Raw genomic sequence first — 15501 nt, forward strand, 5'->3', positions numbered from 1 at the left:
GTTTGTACTTTTTAACTTACGTAAGCTCACAACCGAAATAAAAATGGCAGTGATTTATCTACCACATCATAGCCGGGCATCACAGTACTGGGCTATAGTTTTTAAGTCCAGCCAACGAGAAGCCTAAACAAAAAACATAACCAATTGATAATAAACTAGAATATATAAAGCCACATCGAAAATGCTTATGCTTCCCAGTTCAGCCCACCAGAATAAACAATGATGGAAAACATCAGGTTTAGCAAATAAATTACACCCCCAAAACCGTCACCAAAAATTAAAAAAACCAAGATGAAATAAAAAAGAAATAAAAATGAAATATTTAATTATTAATATTTTCACCTAAAGGAAAAATAATTTTAACAAACCAACAAAGGAATACTTATGACAAGCTGTAACTTGCTAGAACTTTCAGAGTCAGGTGGATGTGGGTGTAAAATTCCACCCAATATGCTAGGAAGGATTTTGAAAACAACCAGCCAAAACAATGATGCTATCGACCCTAACTTACTTCTGGGATTTGAAACATCTGATGATTGCGCAGTATATAATTTTGGCGACAAACACCTTTTGTTTTCTACTGACTTTTTTAGTTCCACTGTCAACTCTCCTTACTTATTTGGAAAAATCGCAGCAGCAAATGCACTCAGTGACATTTATGCAACCGGTGGAAAGCCATTAATCGTTAATTCGATTCTGGCATTTCCTCCCGAAGATATTCCAATGCCCTATGTAGAGGATATGATCAAAGGCGCACAAGAAGTACTCACACAATGTAATGCAAAAAATGTTGGTGGCCATACCATAAAAAATGCCCAACCTTTATATGGATTTGCAGTTATCGGAGAAGCCCAGCAGCACCAGATAAAAAGGAATAACACCCCGCAAGTAGGTGACTTAGTCATAATCACGAAACCTATTGGGATTGGTGTACTTTCCAATGCATTAAAAATGAATTTACTTAATGAAGATGCGTTACCTGAGCATACAATTGAATATATTACCCGTGTAAATAAGATAGGCTATGAGCTAGGCAAACTTTCCGGTGTACATTCTATGACCGATATAACAGGATTTGGTCTCATTGGTCACCTAAGTGAAATGGTTGAGAATTCGAATTTCGATGTTTCTATTGATACATCAGATATCCCGCTTATTGATGGAGTGAAAGAGCTGTGTATCAAGGCAACTAAAAATCCCAGCGGGACATTTAATAACATCAGCCGATATGCCAAATATTTACAGTATAAAAATGATATCAGCGAAGAGCTTAAGCTGCTTTTACATGACCCGCAAACCAATGGCGGTTTATTAATTACCGTTGACCAACAAACCTATGAAAGCCAATTAGCAGCTTTATCTGACTCCTACCCTGATCACTTTCATGTTATTGGTCAAGTCAATCAAGGTTCTGGGAAGATAATACTAAAATGAATCCAGAGCTACTTGTTGGACTTTTTGGCATCTTAACAGGGTGCCTTTCAGGGCTATTAGGTATTGGTGGTGGGATCCTACTTGCGCCATTATTGATTATTTTTATGCCGTTAATAAGCAGTGTGCAATTCACTTTACTCACAATTACGGGTTTAACAACTGCACAAAGCTTTTTTGGTTCAAGCAGTGCCATGCTTCACCTTGCTAAAAGCAAAATGCAGGACAATACCTTAATTTATCGTTTTGGTATCCCTATGGGCCTTGCAAGTTTAGCGATCTCATTCTTTGCGCTTCATATCCCAGAGCAAGTAGTACTCATTGTTTTTTCTTTGTTGGCGATTTGCTCTGTGCTGATAGCCTTACTTGACCGCACATTGGAAAAGTACTTCTCAGACATTAACCTCAAGCGTACTCCCGCCCTGCCAGTCATTGGCATCTCGCTTGGTTTATTATGCGGTGCTGTCGGTCAAGGTGGCGGGTTTATTTACCTACCTATTATGATATATGTCTTTCGTTGCAGCCCCAAGGTAGCCATAGCTTCTGCCCCCATTATTGGTGTGTTGTCTTCAATCAGTCTTTTTTCTGGTCGAGCGCTGAGCGACACTCTGGATTGGTGGCTATGCCTCTACTTAGTCATAGGCATTTTTATTGGCGCCAAAATTGGGGCTCTTGCTTCCCTTAGGCTCAATGAAACTATTCTAAAAAAGTGTATCAATGTATTCATTTTTTTAAGCTCATTAAAAATTATTTCTATGGCACTTTAGAAAGACAATCTCATCAAAAAAGCAGGCTCTTAAACCTGCTATAAAACAAAAAATTATTAAGGAAAATTATGATTAATGCGGATATTAGTGGCTCTGCCCCCGTCAAACCGGAAGTGATTGAGCTGTTAAATGAGTACTTCAAACTCAATAAATTTGCCAACCCCAATTCAAACCACCGCTTAGGCTGTCAACTGTATAATGAGATGGAACAAAGTCGAGGTGAGTTGTGTTCATTACTCAACTGTGACGCTGAAAATATCGTATTTAATAGTGGCTCTACCGAAGGCATTCGCTCGATATTTTTCCATTTATTTGAGCATGAAAAAATTAATAACTCCATTATTTTTTACTCTGCTCTAGAGCACTCAGCGACGCTTGAAAATATCAAATACTATCAGGGCAAGGGGATTGAAGCCGTTGAAATATCACACTTTAAAAATGGTTTACTCAACATTGAAGATTTACGAGTAAAGCTGGAAAACTGCCACAAAAGAAATATCCTTATCGCAGTTATGGCGGCGCATAATGAGACCGGTATTGTTCAAGATTATCGGCAAATAGGTGCTCTTGCACATCGCTTCAATGCAAAATATTTTAGCGACACCACGCAATTAATAGGCAAGTTGCCCTTTAGTTTTGAATCTAGCAACATCGATTTCGCTGTCGCCTCAGGACACAAATTTGGCGCGTTGCCCGGCTCAGGCTTTTTATTGCTAGAAAATCCATGGCACTTTAAACCCCTGATGATAGGAGGAGGGCAAGAAAACTCGCTAAGAGCAGGAACCCAAAACTATTTGGGGGTTGCATCACTGGCAATCGCTTTGAAAGCAACATCTCAGGATATGAAAAATAACGAAGAAATTGAATCAGTTCAACACGCTTTTGAACACGATTTAAAAACCAAGTTCCCATCTAGCAATATTTTAGGTGACAGTGTACAACGGGTACCCGGTATTACATTTTGCGCATTAGGCAACTTAAAGCGCAGTAAAATTCAAAATCTCTTTGACCAAGAAGGCATTTTAATCACATCGGGTTCTGCCTGTTCTGATAAAAAGAACGCAGCTTCAAGGACGGCTTTACACTTGGGTTATGATAAACATATCGCGCAAGAAACCATACGAATCAGTTTAGGTTTAGGCGCATCAGCATCCATTTATCGTCAACTTATCAGCCTACTTGATGAGCTTGCAACGCATGATTTGGTGGCATAACCCTTTCACTTACCGACTGGATACATCCCACTTCTAGCTAGTCAACTTTTACAGGTGTTTTATCACTATACAAAGCACCTGTAAGAGGCGAGGTTGGTAGAACAACATTACTCATGTTTAGATGAGGGAATTCTATCGTACAAGATAACCGCATAAGTTTTCTTCTTGCGAGCCGAGTATTATCAGCAAGTGGCTCACCGTCAAACGAATGAACTTACTGGTAGCAAAGATCAAAAAAACAAGCTATTGCTTGGGTTTTTCGTATTAGCTTATGAGCTAGGGGATGATTACATCATGCCGCCTAATTACAGCCTAAATATTTGTTTTATTTAAACTATTCAAATTAAAGAAAGTAGTGACACCCCACTTTATACCCCTAATGAAATAGACGGTAAATTTATTTTTCATCCAGTTATATATCAATAGAACTTCTATTGATACCAATTTGGTGTATACCAGAGTGCTAATTTACACTTTTTTCGTTGCAAATTAGATCTGATCCAAATAGCAGTTAACAATCGACTTTATATTTTTTGATTCTATAGTTGAATATGTTAAAGAGAATACTTAACGTGTCGATAACAAGTTTAGATGGAAACATACAAGGAACAAGTATGAAAATCGATACGCAAGGTGATAGCTTGATACAACCCGTCGCTTCTCTCGCGAATAAAGAGCAAGCGTCAACACAAAGCAATAAAGCTGAACTGTCAAATAAACTAGGCATGCTTGCTGACGTCTATTATAAAAACTCAGTCAAAGCTCCTACACCAACTTATGATCGACCCCTTTCTATGTCATCTAACGATGAAGTTGTAACAAAAACGGCAGATGAAGCGCTGGATGGTATCGCACTTGCAACCGTTCACCTATACACACCAAGCGGAGATCTTTCTCAGTCAGTTGAACAAATGACTAAACAATACAAAAGTATTATGTCTGAGCTTAATGAGCAGCAACCACAGCTAGCAAATAAAGACTGGGGTATTTCAATAGCGGAATCTGGCGAACTACAAGTTACGGGTTCTTTAACGGAAGATGAGCGAACATTGGTAGAACAAACGCTCAATAACAACGATGAATTTGTTGCTGCTGCGAATGAGTTTAAGTCTAGCTATTTAAAGAACATTGATATGGAAGTACGTGGATGGGCAAGGTATGACGTTAACGAGGAAAACTTTTCTCAAATTTTTGATCTTAAAGATATGCTAGACAGTTCAAAGGCCGATGGTGAATTTAAAAGTGCATGGGGCTATGAAAGTAACTGGATGAAGTTACACGATAACATTTCTTCGCAACTGAGTAGTAAAGCAAGTAAATACTGAGGGGCAAAGAGCTTCTAAACATCATAGAAGCCCTTGTATCGTTATGACGGGTTGCTAGAGATCAGGTCTTGATCACAAATGTGACCAAAGTAAGCATAAATTTAAACATTTGCAATTGTTTGCTTTTTAACTAGTGGCCTTCGTTTTATGTAGATCTTGTTGAGCTGAAGTAACTTATGTAGGAATAAGCGCACGGTAAAAAGCCGCGTCTATTTGACACTAGCTACTTAATTTGAACTTCTTGTTAAAAAGACACATGGGCGTTAAATCGATACTCCACTTTATACCCCTAACAATGATGAAGCCTTAGCAAAATTTAGACACAAAAAAACCCTAACATCAATGTGCTAGGGTTTTTCTAAAAAGCGATTTGGACCGATTTTTACGTCGGGTAAGGAGTAGCCATTGCTGGCTACTCCTCCCCTAAGAACCGTACGAGCGAGTTTGCCCGCATACGGCTCAAGCCTTTATAAGTCAGTACCTGAGTACAGACCGGCGATCAACCTTTTGTGATATAAAGCACAATTATGATTGTAACTATTAATCCCAATATCCCAACTGAGATGTTTAAAGCTGTCAGTCTATTAGGCAGCGTCCATTCTGAGCCTTTCTTACCAAAGTTCTCACAAGTTGAAATGCCTTCATCGTGATTTGTACTTTACTAAAGATAACTCCATCATCATGGCTTTGCTCCTGACCTTGTATATACCCTTTAGAAATAAGCTGTGACATTATTATTGCCTTTTTGACATCAAAATCACAATAAAAACCATAAGGATCGTCTTGATCTTTAACTTGATTTAACAGTTCAAAATGCTCACTGTTCATAAGTGCAAACTTGTTTTGGTTTAATTTCGACCTGTTGTACCATGAAAAAACCCATAAGTACTTGGACCTAAATTAAGTGTAATTGCCTATGACAATTGGGATACAACAACACTAAGTTACTTAGCTCATCTGAGCCGCCTTTTACCCTTTCCATAATATGATGGATATTCCATCCTGTTTCTTTGGTAATCGTCTGGCGGCATAGTGGGCAGCGATGCTGCTGTCTGAGCCACAGCGTTAGTACTTTACGTTGACCTTGCATTGAATCACGCCAAGCTCGCTCAAGGCGCTGCTCGAAATATGTTTCAAATGCTAAGTCATACGGATTAGCGTCCGCTTTGATCTTAGTGTGTCGCTTTATCACGGTGTCATTGATGTATATCAATCGCTTATCAAAACCATCGATTGTTATACCGGAAAATGTCCAATTACATTAATAGTAATAAGGAATACTCATCCCAGATAATTAAATACAACTATTCACCCCGACCTTTATCGTTTTAGAGTATATTAATTAATATTATTTCGCTGATTATTTATATGTTGCCAGCCTTTATATATTGCAATAAATTTACAAAAACAATACAGTAACACAACAGTGTAAACTAGGTAAATTTTAATTAAAAACAGGAATAAGGAATCGTGACTGTGAGGGACAGGCCACATATGATAACTGGAGACGATTTAAAAAATATGCGTCTTCTTGCAGGCAAAACACAAAAGCAAATGGCCGATTTAGTTGGTATTTCGAGAGACACTTATCTCAACTACGAAAAAGAAGTCAGTAAAATACCATTGGAATACTTTGTCGTCTGGAGTAAGGTATGTAAAATTGACTTTACGTCTATTTTTAAACAACTAACAGATTGTAAATTCAGCGTACAATCAAAGGGCATTTTAATCGCGAAGAGACGCATAAAGGGAACTGAGAATGAATAGTAAGCCTAATCTAAAAAAACGTAGCCTTAAGAAATTAACTCAGAAACAATCAATGTTTATTTCAGGTGGTACTGGAACCGCTAAGCCCACGGAACCACAGCGTGTTAACATTATCCTTTCTCACTCAATTGCCACTATAAAGTGTGATCTAGGGTGATGAAGTGAATGCATTCAACTTATTAGTTATTTCCGTGGCAGCAATCGCATTCACTGCAATACAGTATGCCGATGCTGACGCTTATGTGTTGTCAATACTTGGCTTAACAGCTGCTGTTATGTTTATAAAAAGAAACAACATCAATGTTATTCATATTTGTGGCATAGTGTTTATAACAGCATTATTAGAATATTGCATCATATTGCTTACCTTTCATCAAAGGAATATTCCTACTATATATTGGGGCTCTTTAATATTCGGTATACAAATATTCATTTGCTATGTGACTATAAAGGCTTTAATTCTACGAACATATCTATCACGAAAGCTACTGGCTTTTACCAATAGTGACAAATTTAATGATGTCAATATGACTCATGCAGAAGGTATTCTAGCTGGATTGTATCGTATTATTACCCTAGTACTTTGGCTCGCACTCATAGAAAACTTACTGAGGCACTTAGAACAACTGGGCATTAGTAAAAATATTGCAAGTGTTTTTCAAGGTTTGACTTTAGTTTATGATAACTATGAAATTTTGATATACCCATTAAGAGCTATAATTTGTGGCGTTGTCCTATCATTGCTCATAGTATCCAAAATTGACACTGATCGACTCGAAAGACAGCAAGCTATTTAATTAGTCTTCCTAGCCTTTAAAAACATAAGCTACTTAGGCTGTGTAATTATTTATAAGACCGGCCTAAGAATGAAAGATAAAAACACTCCAAAAATAAAAACACGGATAATAACCTCAAATAACTAACCAGAACTTACACATTGACATGCCCAGCAGGTTTGTCACCCAGCCACGCCGCTAAATCAGTAAAATAAAAAAACCCAAGCTATTGCTTGGGTTTTTCGTATTAGCTTATGAGCTAGGGGATGATTACATCATGCCGCCCATGCCGCCCATACCGCCCATGCCGCCCATGTCTGGTGCAGCAGCTGCTTCATCCTTTGGAATTTCAGCAACCATAGCTTCAGTTGTGATCATCAGACCCGCTACTGACGCTGCGAACTGTAGTGCAGAACGCGTTACTTTAGTTGGGTCAAGGATACCCATTTCGATCATGTCGTCATACTGGCCGTTTGCCGCGTTATAACCGTAGTTACCTTCGCCTGCTTTTACAGCGTTAACAACAACTGACGCTTCGTCACCTGCGTTTGAAACGATTTGACGAAGTGGCGCTTCCATCGCACGTAGTGCAACGTTAACACCGTGGTTCTGATCTTCGTTGTCGCCTTCAAGGCCAGCGATTTTGCTAGCAACACGAACTAATGCAACACCACCACCTGGCACCACACCTTCTTCAACCGCTGCGCGAGTTGCGTGTAGTGCATCTTCAACGCGGTCTTTCTTCTCTTTCATTTCAACTTCAGTTGCTGCGCCAACTTTGATTACTGCAACACCGCCAGCAAGTTTTGCCATGCGCTCTTGTAGTTTTTCTTTGTCGTAGTCAGACGTTGCTTCTTCAATTTGTGCTTTGATTTGTGAAACGCGGCCGTCAATAGCAGCTTGCTCACCAACACCATCAATAATCGTTGTGTCATCTTTAGTGATAACAACGCGCTTAGCTGTACCTAAATCTTCTAGAGTTGCTTTTTCAAGCTCTAGACCGATTTCTTCAGAAATCACAGTACCGCCTGTTAGGATAGCGATGTCTTGTAACATTGCCTTACGACGGTCACCGAAACCAGGTGCTTTAACCGCAGCTACTTTTACGATACCACGCATGTTGTTCACAACTAGCGTTGCTAGTGCTTCACCTTCAAGGTCTTCAGCAATGATAAGTAGTGGCTTGCTTGTTTTAGCAACACCTTCTAGTGTAGGAAGTAGTTCACGGATGTTAGATACTTTTTTGTCTACAAGTAGAATGTGTGGGTTGTCTAGCTCAACTTGGCCTTTTTCAGCGTTGTTGATGAAATACGGAGATAGGTAACCGCGGTCAAACTGCATACCTTCTACAACGTCTAGTTCATTCTCAAGAGACTGACCCTCTTCAACCGTGATAACACCTGATTCACGGCCTACTTTTTCCATTGCTTCAGCAATGATGTCACCAATTTCTTTATCAGAGTTTGCAGAAATAGTACCTACCTGTGCAATTGCTTTTGTATCAGCACATGGTGCAGAAAGTGCTTTTAGCTCTTCAACTGCAGCAACAACTGCTTTGTCGATACCGCGCTTAAGGTCCATTGGGTTCATGCCTGCAGCAACAGACTTAAGGCCTTCGTTTACGATTGCTTGCGCAAGAACCGTTGCAGTCGTTGTACCGTCACCTGCTGCATCATTTGCTTTTGACGCAACTTCTTTAACCATCTGTGCGCCCATGTTCTCAAACTTGTCTTCAAGTTCAATCTCTTTCGCTACAGATACACCATCTTTAGTGATAGTTGGTGCGCCGAATGACTTATCAAGTACGACGTTACGACCTTTAGGACCCAGTGTTACCTTTACTGCGTCAGCTAATACGTTAACGCCCTGAAGCATTTTAGTGCGAGCGTCACCTGCAAAACGAACTTCTTTTGCTGCCATGTTTTTATTCCTCTAAATTCTTTTCGTTAAAAGCTACTGTGTTTTTCTTACAAGCTACTGCTTAGCCAACAATACCTAGGATATTGTCTTCACGCATGATCAGGTACTCTTGACCTTCGATCTTTTCAGTCTTTTCAACATATGAGCCGAATAGTACTGTGTCACCTGCTTTTACTTCTAGAGCTCTTACTTCACCACTGTCCAAAACGCGGCCATTACCTACAGCAACAACTTCACCGCGAGTTGATTTTTCAGCTGCTGAGCCAGTCAATACGATACCGCCAGCAGATTTAGTTTCTTCTTCTAGACGCTTAACAATAACGCGATCATGTAAAGGACGAATGTTCATTGATTTAGTTCTCCTAACTTTTCTGAACAAGGCCAGAATAGACTGTTTACTCAGAGTGAGTCGCGGCCCGACTAACGGCGCTAGCACGACTTTCTGGATTAATTTGTAACTTGCAATTCTAGATGGGGGTGGATATTTAAAACCCAAGAGAAAAAACTAAAAAATTTTAATCTTTTCTCTGATATTCACCTTCAATGGTGGTAGACGATTGCGATTCTGACTTTGGTACTTTGCGCTCAAACGGGTCAAACTTCTGCTCTTCGAAAGGAGACTGTGCATCTTGATGCGCTTGGGACTGACCAAAGCCTTGCCCGAACATACTGCTCTGCGCAGAGCTTTGCATTTTCACACTGGCTTGTTCAATTAGTGTTTTGGCTATTTTTTCGCGAATAACTGGCGTTAATAGCATAAAACCTATGGCGTCTGTCATGATCCCCGGCGTCATTAAAAATACACCAGCGATTATCACGCACAGCCCTGTAAATAAATCTTGCCCAGGTAACTTACCTGACGCCATTTGTTGTTGCACGTTAGAGTACGCACCCAGTCCCTGCTGCTTGACCAACTTCGCACCCAAAATTGCGGTGACAATCACCAATGCGATGGTCGCAAACCCACCAATCACATCACTGACTTGAATAAGTAGCGCAATTTCAACAATGGGTACGACAATAAATAACAAAAAAAGAACTTTAAACATAGATTCTCCAAATAAACTGAAATAGATGTATGGCTTGTCAGGTCTAATTTCAAGCTTACAGTCAGCATCTATTTGTACTCTGGTGATGACTTACTACGTCGGTTTAGTAGCAAAAGTCTTTGTTAGAACAAAACCGAGTTTGAAAGTTCAGAGTATATAAATGCAACTCAACGAGCACACCTTGGGATCCGGGTTGTCATTCGTTACTATAAGGGCACCACTAACTTAGTCGGCAAAAACACGATGAGTACCCCGTATAGAATGGTCATGACGACTTGTGATAGTCAAGACAATGCCCGCCACATTGCGGCGCATTTAGTTTTAAATAAATTAGCCGCTTGTGTGAACATCTTGCCCAAAATAGAGTCAATCTACGTGTGGCAGGGAAAAGTCACCCAAGATGAAGAAGTTAAACTACTAGTCAAAACAACATCCGCACTGGTTAGTAACGTCATTGATGCGATCCAAGCTGAGCACAGCTACGACGTACCTGAAGTACAAGTGATTGAAATCACTGATGGCTCGCAGCAATATTTTAACTGGATGGAAGAGGTACTAAATTAATGCGACTGACGACGCTACTATTTTCTTTTATAACGCTGCTATTTATAGGCAGCTTTCAAGCTGCTGCCAATAACTCGGTCTTAGACAGCTTATTAGAACCAAAACAGCAAACATTTTTACCCGTTGATCAAGCCTTTGAGTTTGATTTTGACCAGCAAGGTTCTGTGTTATTCACTGGCTGGGATATTGCGCCAGGTTACTATATCTACAAACACAAGTTGGAGTTTGTTGCCAAGGGCGCAGACATCAAAGTACCTGAGCTAAGCACAGGCAGAATGATTGAAGATGAGTTTTTTGGCCGCACCGAAGTATACTTTGACGAACTTTCCGTGGTCTCGAAGCTGAGCAACATTGGCCAAGATGCGGTAGTTAAAATTCGCTATCAAGGCTGCGCAGAAGCTGGACTGTGCTACCCGCCAGAGATCATTGAGATCCCTCTTACTGGGCTGACTGGTGTAACAAATACAGTCGCCAAACAAGCCGAAAGTAAAGCAAACACGCAACAAACAGCGGCTAAACCGGCACCACAACCAAAAACAGTGAGCAGCAATGATGACGGCGAACTGTCTTTCAGTGATAAATTGGCGCAGCAAAGCTTTGTTACCAACTTAGGCGCATTTTTCTTGGTGGGTGTTTTATTGGCATTCACGCCTTGTGTATTCCCAATGTTCCCGATCCTATCGAGCCTCATTGCTGGTCAGCAGAACCTGTCCACCAAAAAAGCATTTTCACTGTCATTTGTGTATGTGCAAGGTATGGCGGTCACGTATGCAGCTCTAGGTCTTGTTGTGGCTTATTTTGGTGGTCATATCCAAGGTTATATTCAGCACCCTGCGGTACTGATTAGCTTCAGTATTTTGTTTGTCATTTTAGCCTTTGCCATGTTTGGTTGGTTTGAGCTAAAACTGCCAAGCGGCATGATGAGCAAATTAACAGAGATCAGTAACCAGCAAAAAGGCGGCAATTATACCGGCGTCTTTATGATGGGTGTGCTATCTGGCTTAATCGCCAGTCCTTGCACCACAGCGCCGCTGTCTGCTGCACTATTATATGTTGCGCAAAGTGGTGACTACCTTGTTGGCGGCTTGACTTTATATGCGCTGAGCTTAGGTATGGGTCTGCCGCTACTATTGCTTGGCACCTCAGGTGGTAAGCTGCTCCCCAAAGCAGGCGGCTGGATGGAGCAGGTGAAAACGCTGTTCGGTTTCTTAATGTTGTTTGTGCCACTAATTTTACTCGAGCGCATCTTAGACTTTGACATTATTGTAATGCTGGCTTCAGTATTGGCCATTGCAACAGCCCTATATCTGCATTATTGGCAAAGTGCGCAATCACAAGGCAAAGGCAAAACCTTCTTATGGGCGCTGTCGATGACCTTATTTGTCAGTGCCTTCTTTATGGCAAAGTCTGTGCTTTTCCCAGCACCTCAACCACAGGTTAGTGTCGCTGCCGGTGTGATGGAGGAGAAAAAGTTCCGTCTTATCGAGGGACTGGAGGGGCTGCATAGCGAAGTGGCCAAAGCCAATCAACAAGGCAAGATTGCCGTCGTCGACTTATATGCTGATTGGTGTGTGGCCTGTAAAGAGTTTGAGAAGTACACCTTCCCAGAGGCGCAAGTACAGGCTGAGTTCCAACACTTTGAGTTATTAAAGCTCGACTTAACTGAAAGTAATGACACCACTTTTGAAATTATGGAGTTCTTTACCGTATTCGGCTTGCCAAGCATGCTGTTCTTCGACGAACAAGGCAATGAAATCCCCGAACTGCGCGTAACTGGTTTTATGAACGCAGAAGACTTTGCAGATCACCTACGTAAAGTACGTAATTACCAGTAAACCCTCCCCTCTTCCAGCAGCCTATTTAAGCAACAGACTTAAATAGGCTGTGCTTTATCTCTGATTAGACCAGTATTTTGCTGCTATTTACCTCGAACACTCTATAATAGTTCACGAACGTGAGAAATATTTGCTATTTACCGCGCAAGCGCTTAAGTTAGACACAGCAAGAGACAAAAAGTCTCGTTATTTCCCATTTAAAGGAATTTCACGCATTATGTCAGCAAATTTTAAGGTTTTAGTACTTAATGGTCCAAATTTGAACATGTTGGGCCGTCGCGAGCCAGACAAATATGGCACACAGACCTTAGCTGAGATAATGCAGTCACTGACAAAGTGCGCAGAACAACACAATGTGGTGCTGACTCATTTTCAGAGCAACAGTGAAGCAGAGCTTATCAATACCATCCATGACCATTATGGCAAAGTGGATTGTATTATTATCAATCCAGCGGCTTTCACACATACCAGTATCGCCATGCGCGATGCGTTGCTCAGTATCAGCGTCCCATTTTATGAAGTGCATATTTCAAATGTGCACGCACGTGAGCCGTTTCGACATACCTCCTACTTCTCGGATGTAGCGAAAGGCGTCATATGTGGATTAGGTGCAATTGGCTATCAAGCTGCATTAATGGCAGCGATTGACCAGTTGCGCAAACAAGATAACTCAAATTAACTAACAGGCGGGCCAAGTTATGGATATTCGCAAGATTAAAAAACTAATCGAACTAGTAGAAGAATCAGGTATTGCAGAGCTAGAGATCACCGAAGGTGAAGAATCAGTACGTATTAACCGTCACAGCAGTGCACCGATTATGGCTCAGCCTCAGCAATTCGCAGTACCAGCACCTGCAGCGGCACCAGTAGCAGCACCTGCGGCGGCGCCAGCAGCTGACGCGCCAGCAGAAGCAGCAACACCTGCGGGTCATCAAGTTAAGTCTCCAATGGTTGGTACTTTCTACTCTGCGTCTTCTCCAACCGCTGCGGCATACGTTGAAGTTGGTACAAAAGTAAACGTTGGCGACACGCTTTGCATCGTTGAAGCGATGAAGATGATGAACCAGATCGAATCTGACAAGGCAGGTACTGTTAAAGCTATCCTAGTTGAAAACGGCGAGCCAGTAGAATTTGATCAGCCACTGTTCATCATCGAATAATTCCCAAGAAGGCAAACACTATGTTAGATAAAGTAGTCATTGCAAACCGAGGTGAAATTGCACTTCGCGTATTGCGTGCCTGCAAGGAGCTTGGGATTAAAACGGTTGCAGTGCACTCAACTGCTGACCGTGACCTTAAACACGTTCTACTTGCAGACGAAACAATTTGTATCGGTAAACCAGCTGCGTCTGAGAGTTACCTAGATATTCCTCGCATTATCGCTGCGGCAGAAGTAACAGACGCTGTTGCTATCCACCCAGGATACGGTTTCTTATCAGAAAATGCTGACTTTGCTGACCAAGTTGAGCAAAGCGGCTTTATCTTTATCGGTCCAAAGGGCGACACAATTCGTCTAATGGGTGATAAAGTTTCTGCAATCGAAGCAATGCGTAAAGCTGGCGTACCGTGTGTACCAGGTTCTGACGGCCCACTGACAGAAGACAACGAGCGCAACGTGCAAATCGCTAAGCGCATCGGTTACCCAGTTATCATCAAAGCTGCAGGCGGCGGCGGTGGTCGTGGTATGCGTGTTGTTCGCTCAGAAGAAGAGTTACTAGACTCAATAGCACTGACGCAAACTGAAGCACAGCAGTTCTTCGGCAACGGCATGGTTTACATGGAAAAATTCCTAGAAAACCCACGTCACATCGAAGTACAGGTACTTGCTGACGGTCAAGGCAATGCAATTCACCTTGGTGAGCGTGACTGTTCAATGCAGCGTCGTCACCAAAAAGTAGTGGAAGAAGCGCCAGCACCAGGTATCACAGCAGAAATGCGTAAGTTCATCGGTGACCGTTGTACACGTGCATGTATCGAAATCGGTTATCGCGGTGCAGGTACATTCGAATTCCTATACGAGAATGGCGAATTCTACTTCATCGAAATGAATACACGTATTCAGGTAGAGCACCCAGTAACTGAAATGGTTACAGGCGTTGACCTAATCAAAGAGCAGCTAAAAATTGCTGCTGGTCAGCCTCTATCAATCACACAAGATGACGTTGTGATCAAAGGTCACGCTATCGAGTGTCGTATTAACGCTGAAGATCCAGAGTCGTTCATTCCGTCTCCAGGTAAAATCACGCGTTTCCACCCTGCAGGTGGCCTAGGTATTCGTTGGGACAGCCACATTTACGCTGACTACACAGTACCACCGCACTACGATTCAATGATCGGTAAATTAATCACTTATGGTGAAAACCGTGACGTTGCAATCGCCCGTGCTCGCAATGCATTAAACGAACTTGTGATTGACGGTATCAAAACAAATACACCGTTACACAAGAAGATCTTAGCAGACGAAAACTTCCAAAATGGTGGTACAAACATCCACTATCTAGAGAAGAAACTCGGTCTGTAATAGATGTTTTCGTAAAAAAGCCGGTTTACACCGGCTTTTTTGTTTTTCAACACAGCACTTTTTTGCTTTTTTATTAATCAATTGAACAAGATAAGTTATATTTTTCCACTTTAGCTAGTGACAAGCGGCGAAAAAGTTCATATACTGCCAGCGCTTCAAAAGATTGTTTTCACACAATCGCTGAAAATGGCCCTATAGCTCAGTTGGTTAGAGCACCCGACTCATAATCGGTAGGTCCCTGGTTCGAGTCCAGGTGGGGCCACCATTTTTAAAATACCGCAACTGTCAACCTTTAATTTTCAATTTAAAGCGTCAATTATCTTTCTGTAATT

At 41.4% G+C, this 15501-nt stretch carries 16 protein-coding genes and 1 tRNA gene; 12 read left to right on the top strand and 5 right to left on the bottom strand.

From position 1 onward, the window contains the following. Positions 1–384 precede the first annotated feature (384 nt). The 4 genes from selD to L1077_RS03135 all read left to right on the top strand — a co-directional run bounded on the left by selD (position 385) and on the right by L1077_RS03135 (position 4737). Positions 385–1434, top strand: coding sequence for a selenide, water dikinase SelD (gene selD, locus L1077_RS03120; RefSeq protein ID WP_275424196.1), 1050 nt, complete (start codon positions 385–387; stop codon positions 1432–1434). Beyond that, complete coding sequence (locus L1077_RS03125; protein ID WP_237135562.1) at positions 1431–2198, top strand: sulfite exporter TauE/SafE family protein; 768 nt, start codon at positions 1431–1433, stop codon at positions 2196–2198. The genes selD and L1077_RS03125 overlap by 4 nt, the downstream gene beginning before the upstream one ends. A gap of 68 nt (positions 2199–2266) precedes the next feature. Beyond that, positions 2267–3412, top strand: coding sequence for a cysteine desulfurase family protein (locus tag L1077_RS03130; RefSeq protein ID WP_237135563.1), 1146 nt, complete (start codon positions 2267–2269; stop codon positions 3410–3412). A gap of 614 nt (positions 3413–4026) precedes the next feature. Then, positions 4027–4737, top strand: coding sequence for a hypothetical protein (locus L1077_RS03135; RefSeq protein ID WP_237135564.1), 711 nt, complete (start codon positions 4027–4029; stop codon positions 4735–4737). A 576-nt stretch (positions 4738–5313) separates the two neighbouring features. Here the strand turns inward: L1077_RS03135 and L1077_RS03140 are convergent. Together L1077_RS03140 and L1077_RS03145 are read right to left on the bottom strand one after the other, a co-directional pair. Continuing rightward, positions 5314–5469, bottom strand: a complete 156-nt coding sequence (locus L1077_RS03140; RefSeq protein ID WP_237135565.1) for a hypothetical protein — start codon at positions 5467–5469, stop codon at positions 5314–5316. A gap of 163 nt (positions 5470–5632) precedes the next feature. Next, on the bottom strand, positions 5633–5950 hold the full coding sequence (locus L1077_RS03145) for an HNH endonuclease (protein WP_237135566.1): 318 nt from the start codon (positions 5948–5950) through the stop codon (positions 5633–5635). Positions 5951–6231: 281 nt separating this feature from the next. On the opposite strand from L1077_RS03145, the gene L1077_RS03150 reads away from it, so the two are divergent. Both L1077_RS03150 and L1077_RS03155 read left to right on the top strand, forming a co-directional pair. Next, complete coding sequence (locus L1077_RS03150; protein WP_211036686.1) at positions 6232–6504, top strand: helix-turn-helix domain-containing protein; 273 nt, start codon at positions 6232–6234, stop codon at positions 6502–6504. A gap of 161 nt (positions 6505–6665) precedes the next feature. After that, positions 6666–7301: a hypothetical protein gene (locus L1077_RS03155; RefSeq protein WP_237135567.1), complete on the top strand. Its 636-nt coding sequence runs from the start codon at positions 6666–6668 to the stop codon at positions 7299–7301. Positions 7302–7550: 249 nt separating this feature from the next. Here L1077_RS03155 and groL read toward each other — a convergent pair whose 3' ends face one another. The 3 genes from groL to L1077_RS03170 form a co-directional block, all read right to left on the bottom strand. Next, the gene (gene groL / locus L1077_RS03160; protein WP_063361262.1) at positions 7551–9200 is read right to left on the bottom strand and encodes a chaperonin GroEL; all 1650 of its coding nucleotides are present in this window, start codon (positions 9198–9200) and stop codon (positions 7551–7553) included. A 61-nt stretch (positions 9201–9261) separates the two neighbouring features. Next, positions 9262–9549, bottom strand: coding sequence for a co-chaperone GroES (locus L1077_RS03165; protein WP_023400700.1), 288 nt, complete (start codon positions 9547–9549; stop codon positions 9262–9264). 166 nt (positions 9550–9715) lie between these two features. Next, positions 9716–10249, bottom strand: a complete 534-nt coding sequence (locus tag L1077_RS03170) for an FxsA family protein (protein WP_237135568.1) — start codon at positions 10247–10249, stop codon at positions 9716–9718. 243 nt (positions 10250–10492) lie between these two features. Here L1077_RS03170 and cutA point away from each other — a divergent pair, with 243 nt between their 5' ends. The 6 genes from cutA (at position 10493) to L1077_RS03200 (ending at position 15434) form a co-directional block, all read left to right on the top strand. Continuing rightward, positions 10493–10813 carry a divalent-cation tolerance protein CutA gene (gene cutA / locus L1077_RS03175; protein ID WP_063361264.1) on the top strand — a complete coding sequence of 107 codons (321 nt, stop codon included), beginning with the start codon at positions 10493–10495 and terminating at the stop codon, positions 10811–10813. After that, the gene (locus L1077_RS03180; protein WP_237135569.1) at positions 10813–12648 is read left to right on the top strand and encodes a protein-disulfide reductase DsbD; all 1836 of its coding nucleotides are present in this window, start codon (positions 10813–10815) and stop codon (positions 12646–12648) included. The genes cutA and L1077_RS03180 overlap by 1 nt, the downstream gene beginning before the upstream one ends. Positions 12649–12865: 217 nt before the next feature. Further along, a complete protein-coding gene (aroQ, locus tag L1077_RS03185) occupies positions 12866–13327 on the top strand; it encodes a type II 3-dehydroquinate dehydratase (RefSeq protein WP_063361266.1) in 462 nt (153 codons plus the stop codon). Positions 13328–13346: 19 nt separating this feature from the next. Next, positions 13347–13808, top strand: a complete 462-nt coding sequence (accB, locus tag L1077_RS03190) for an acetyl-CoA carboxylase biotin carboxyl carrier protein (protein ID WP_237135570.1) — start codon at positions 13347–13349, stop codon at positions 13806–13808. Between the two features lie 20 nt (positions 13809–13828). Next, positions 13829–15169, top strand: a complete 1341-nt coding sequence (accC, locus tag L1077_RS03195) for an acetyl-CoA carboxylase biotin carboxylase subunit (protein ID WP_063361268.1) — start codon at positions 13829–13831, stop codon at positions 15167–15169. 188 nt (positions 15170–15357) lie between these two features. Then, positions 15358–15434: transfer RNA gene (locus L1077_RS03200), tRNA-Ile, on the top strand. Positions 15435–15501 lie beyond the last annotated feature (67 nt).

It is taken from the genome of Pseudoalteromonas luteoviolacea, assembly GCF_021654285.1.
Taxonomy (GTDB): Bacteria; Pseudomonadota; Gammaproteobacteria; order Enterobacterales; family Alteromonadaceae; genus Pseudoalteromonas; species Pseudoalteromonas luteoviolacea_J.

Bases quoted from the DNA above. Each gene is read 5' to 3' on its own strand.
- L1077_RS03135 (WP_237135564.1), top strand. From the start codon at position 4,027: ATGAAAATCGATACGCAAGGTGATAGCTTGATACAACCCGTCGCTTCT.
- L1077_RS03125 (WP_237135562.1), top strand. From the start codon at position 1,431: ATGAATCCAGAGCTACTTGTTGGACTTTTTGGCATCTTAACAGGGTGC.
- L1077_RS03180 (WP_237135569.1), top strand. From the start codon at position 10,813: ATGCGACTGACGACGCTACTATTTTCTTTTATAACGCTGCTATTTATA.
- L1077_RS03130 (WP_237135563.1), top strand. From the start codon at position 2,267: ATGATTAATGCGGATATTAGTGGCTCTGCCCCCGTCAAACCGGAAGTG.
- L1077_RS03170 (WP_237135568.1), bottom strand. From the start codon at position 10,249: ATGTTTAAAGTTCTTTTTTTGTTATTTATTGTCGTACCCATTGTTGAA.
- accB (WP_237135570.1), top strand. From the start codon at position 13,347: ATGGATATTCGCAAGATTAAAAAACTAATCGAACTAGTAGAAGAATCA.
- accC (WP_063361268.1), top strand. From the start codon at position 13,829: ATGTTAGATAAAGTAGTCATTGCAAACCGAGGTGAAATTGCACTTCGC.
- L1077_RS03150 (WP_211036686.1), top strand. From the start codon at position 6,232: ATGATAACTGGAGACGATTTAAAAAATATGCGTCTTCTTGCAGGCAAA.
- groL (WP_063361262.1), bottom strand. From the start codon at position 9,200: ATGGCAGCAAAAGAAGTTCGTTTTGCAGGTGACGCTCGCACTAAAATG.
- selD (WP_275424196.1), top strand. From the start codon at position 385: ATGACAAGCTGTAACTTGCTAGAACTTTCAGAGTCAGGTGGATGTGGG.
- L1077_RS03165 (WP_023400700.1), bottom strand. From the start codon at position 9,549: ATGAACATTCGTCCTTTACATGATCGCGTTATTGTTAAGCGTCTAGAA.
- aroQ (WP_063361266.1), top strand. From the start codon at position 12,866: ATGTCAGCAAATTTTAAGGTTTTAGTACTTAATGGTCCAAATTTGAAC.
- cutA (WP_063361264.1), top strand. From the start codon at position 10,493: ATGAGTACCCCGTATAGAATGGTCATGACGACTTGTGATAGTCAAGAC.
- L1077_RS03140 (WP_237135565.1), bottom strand. From the start codon at position 5,469: ATGTCACAGCTTATTTCTAAAGGGTATATACAAGGTCAGGAGCAAAGC.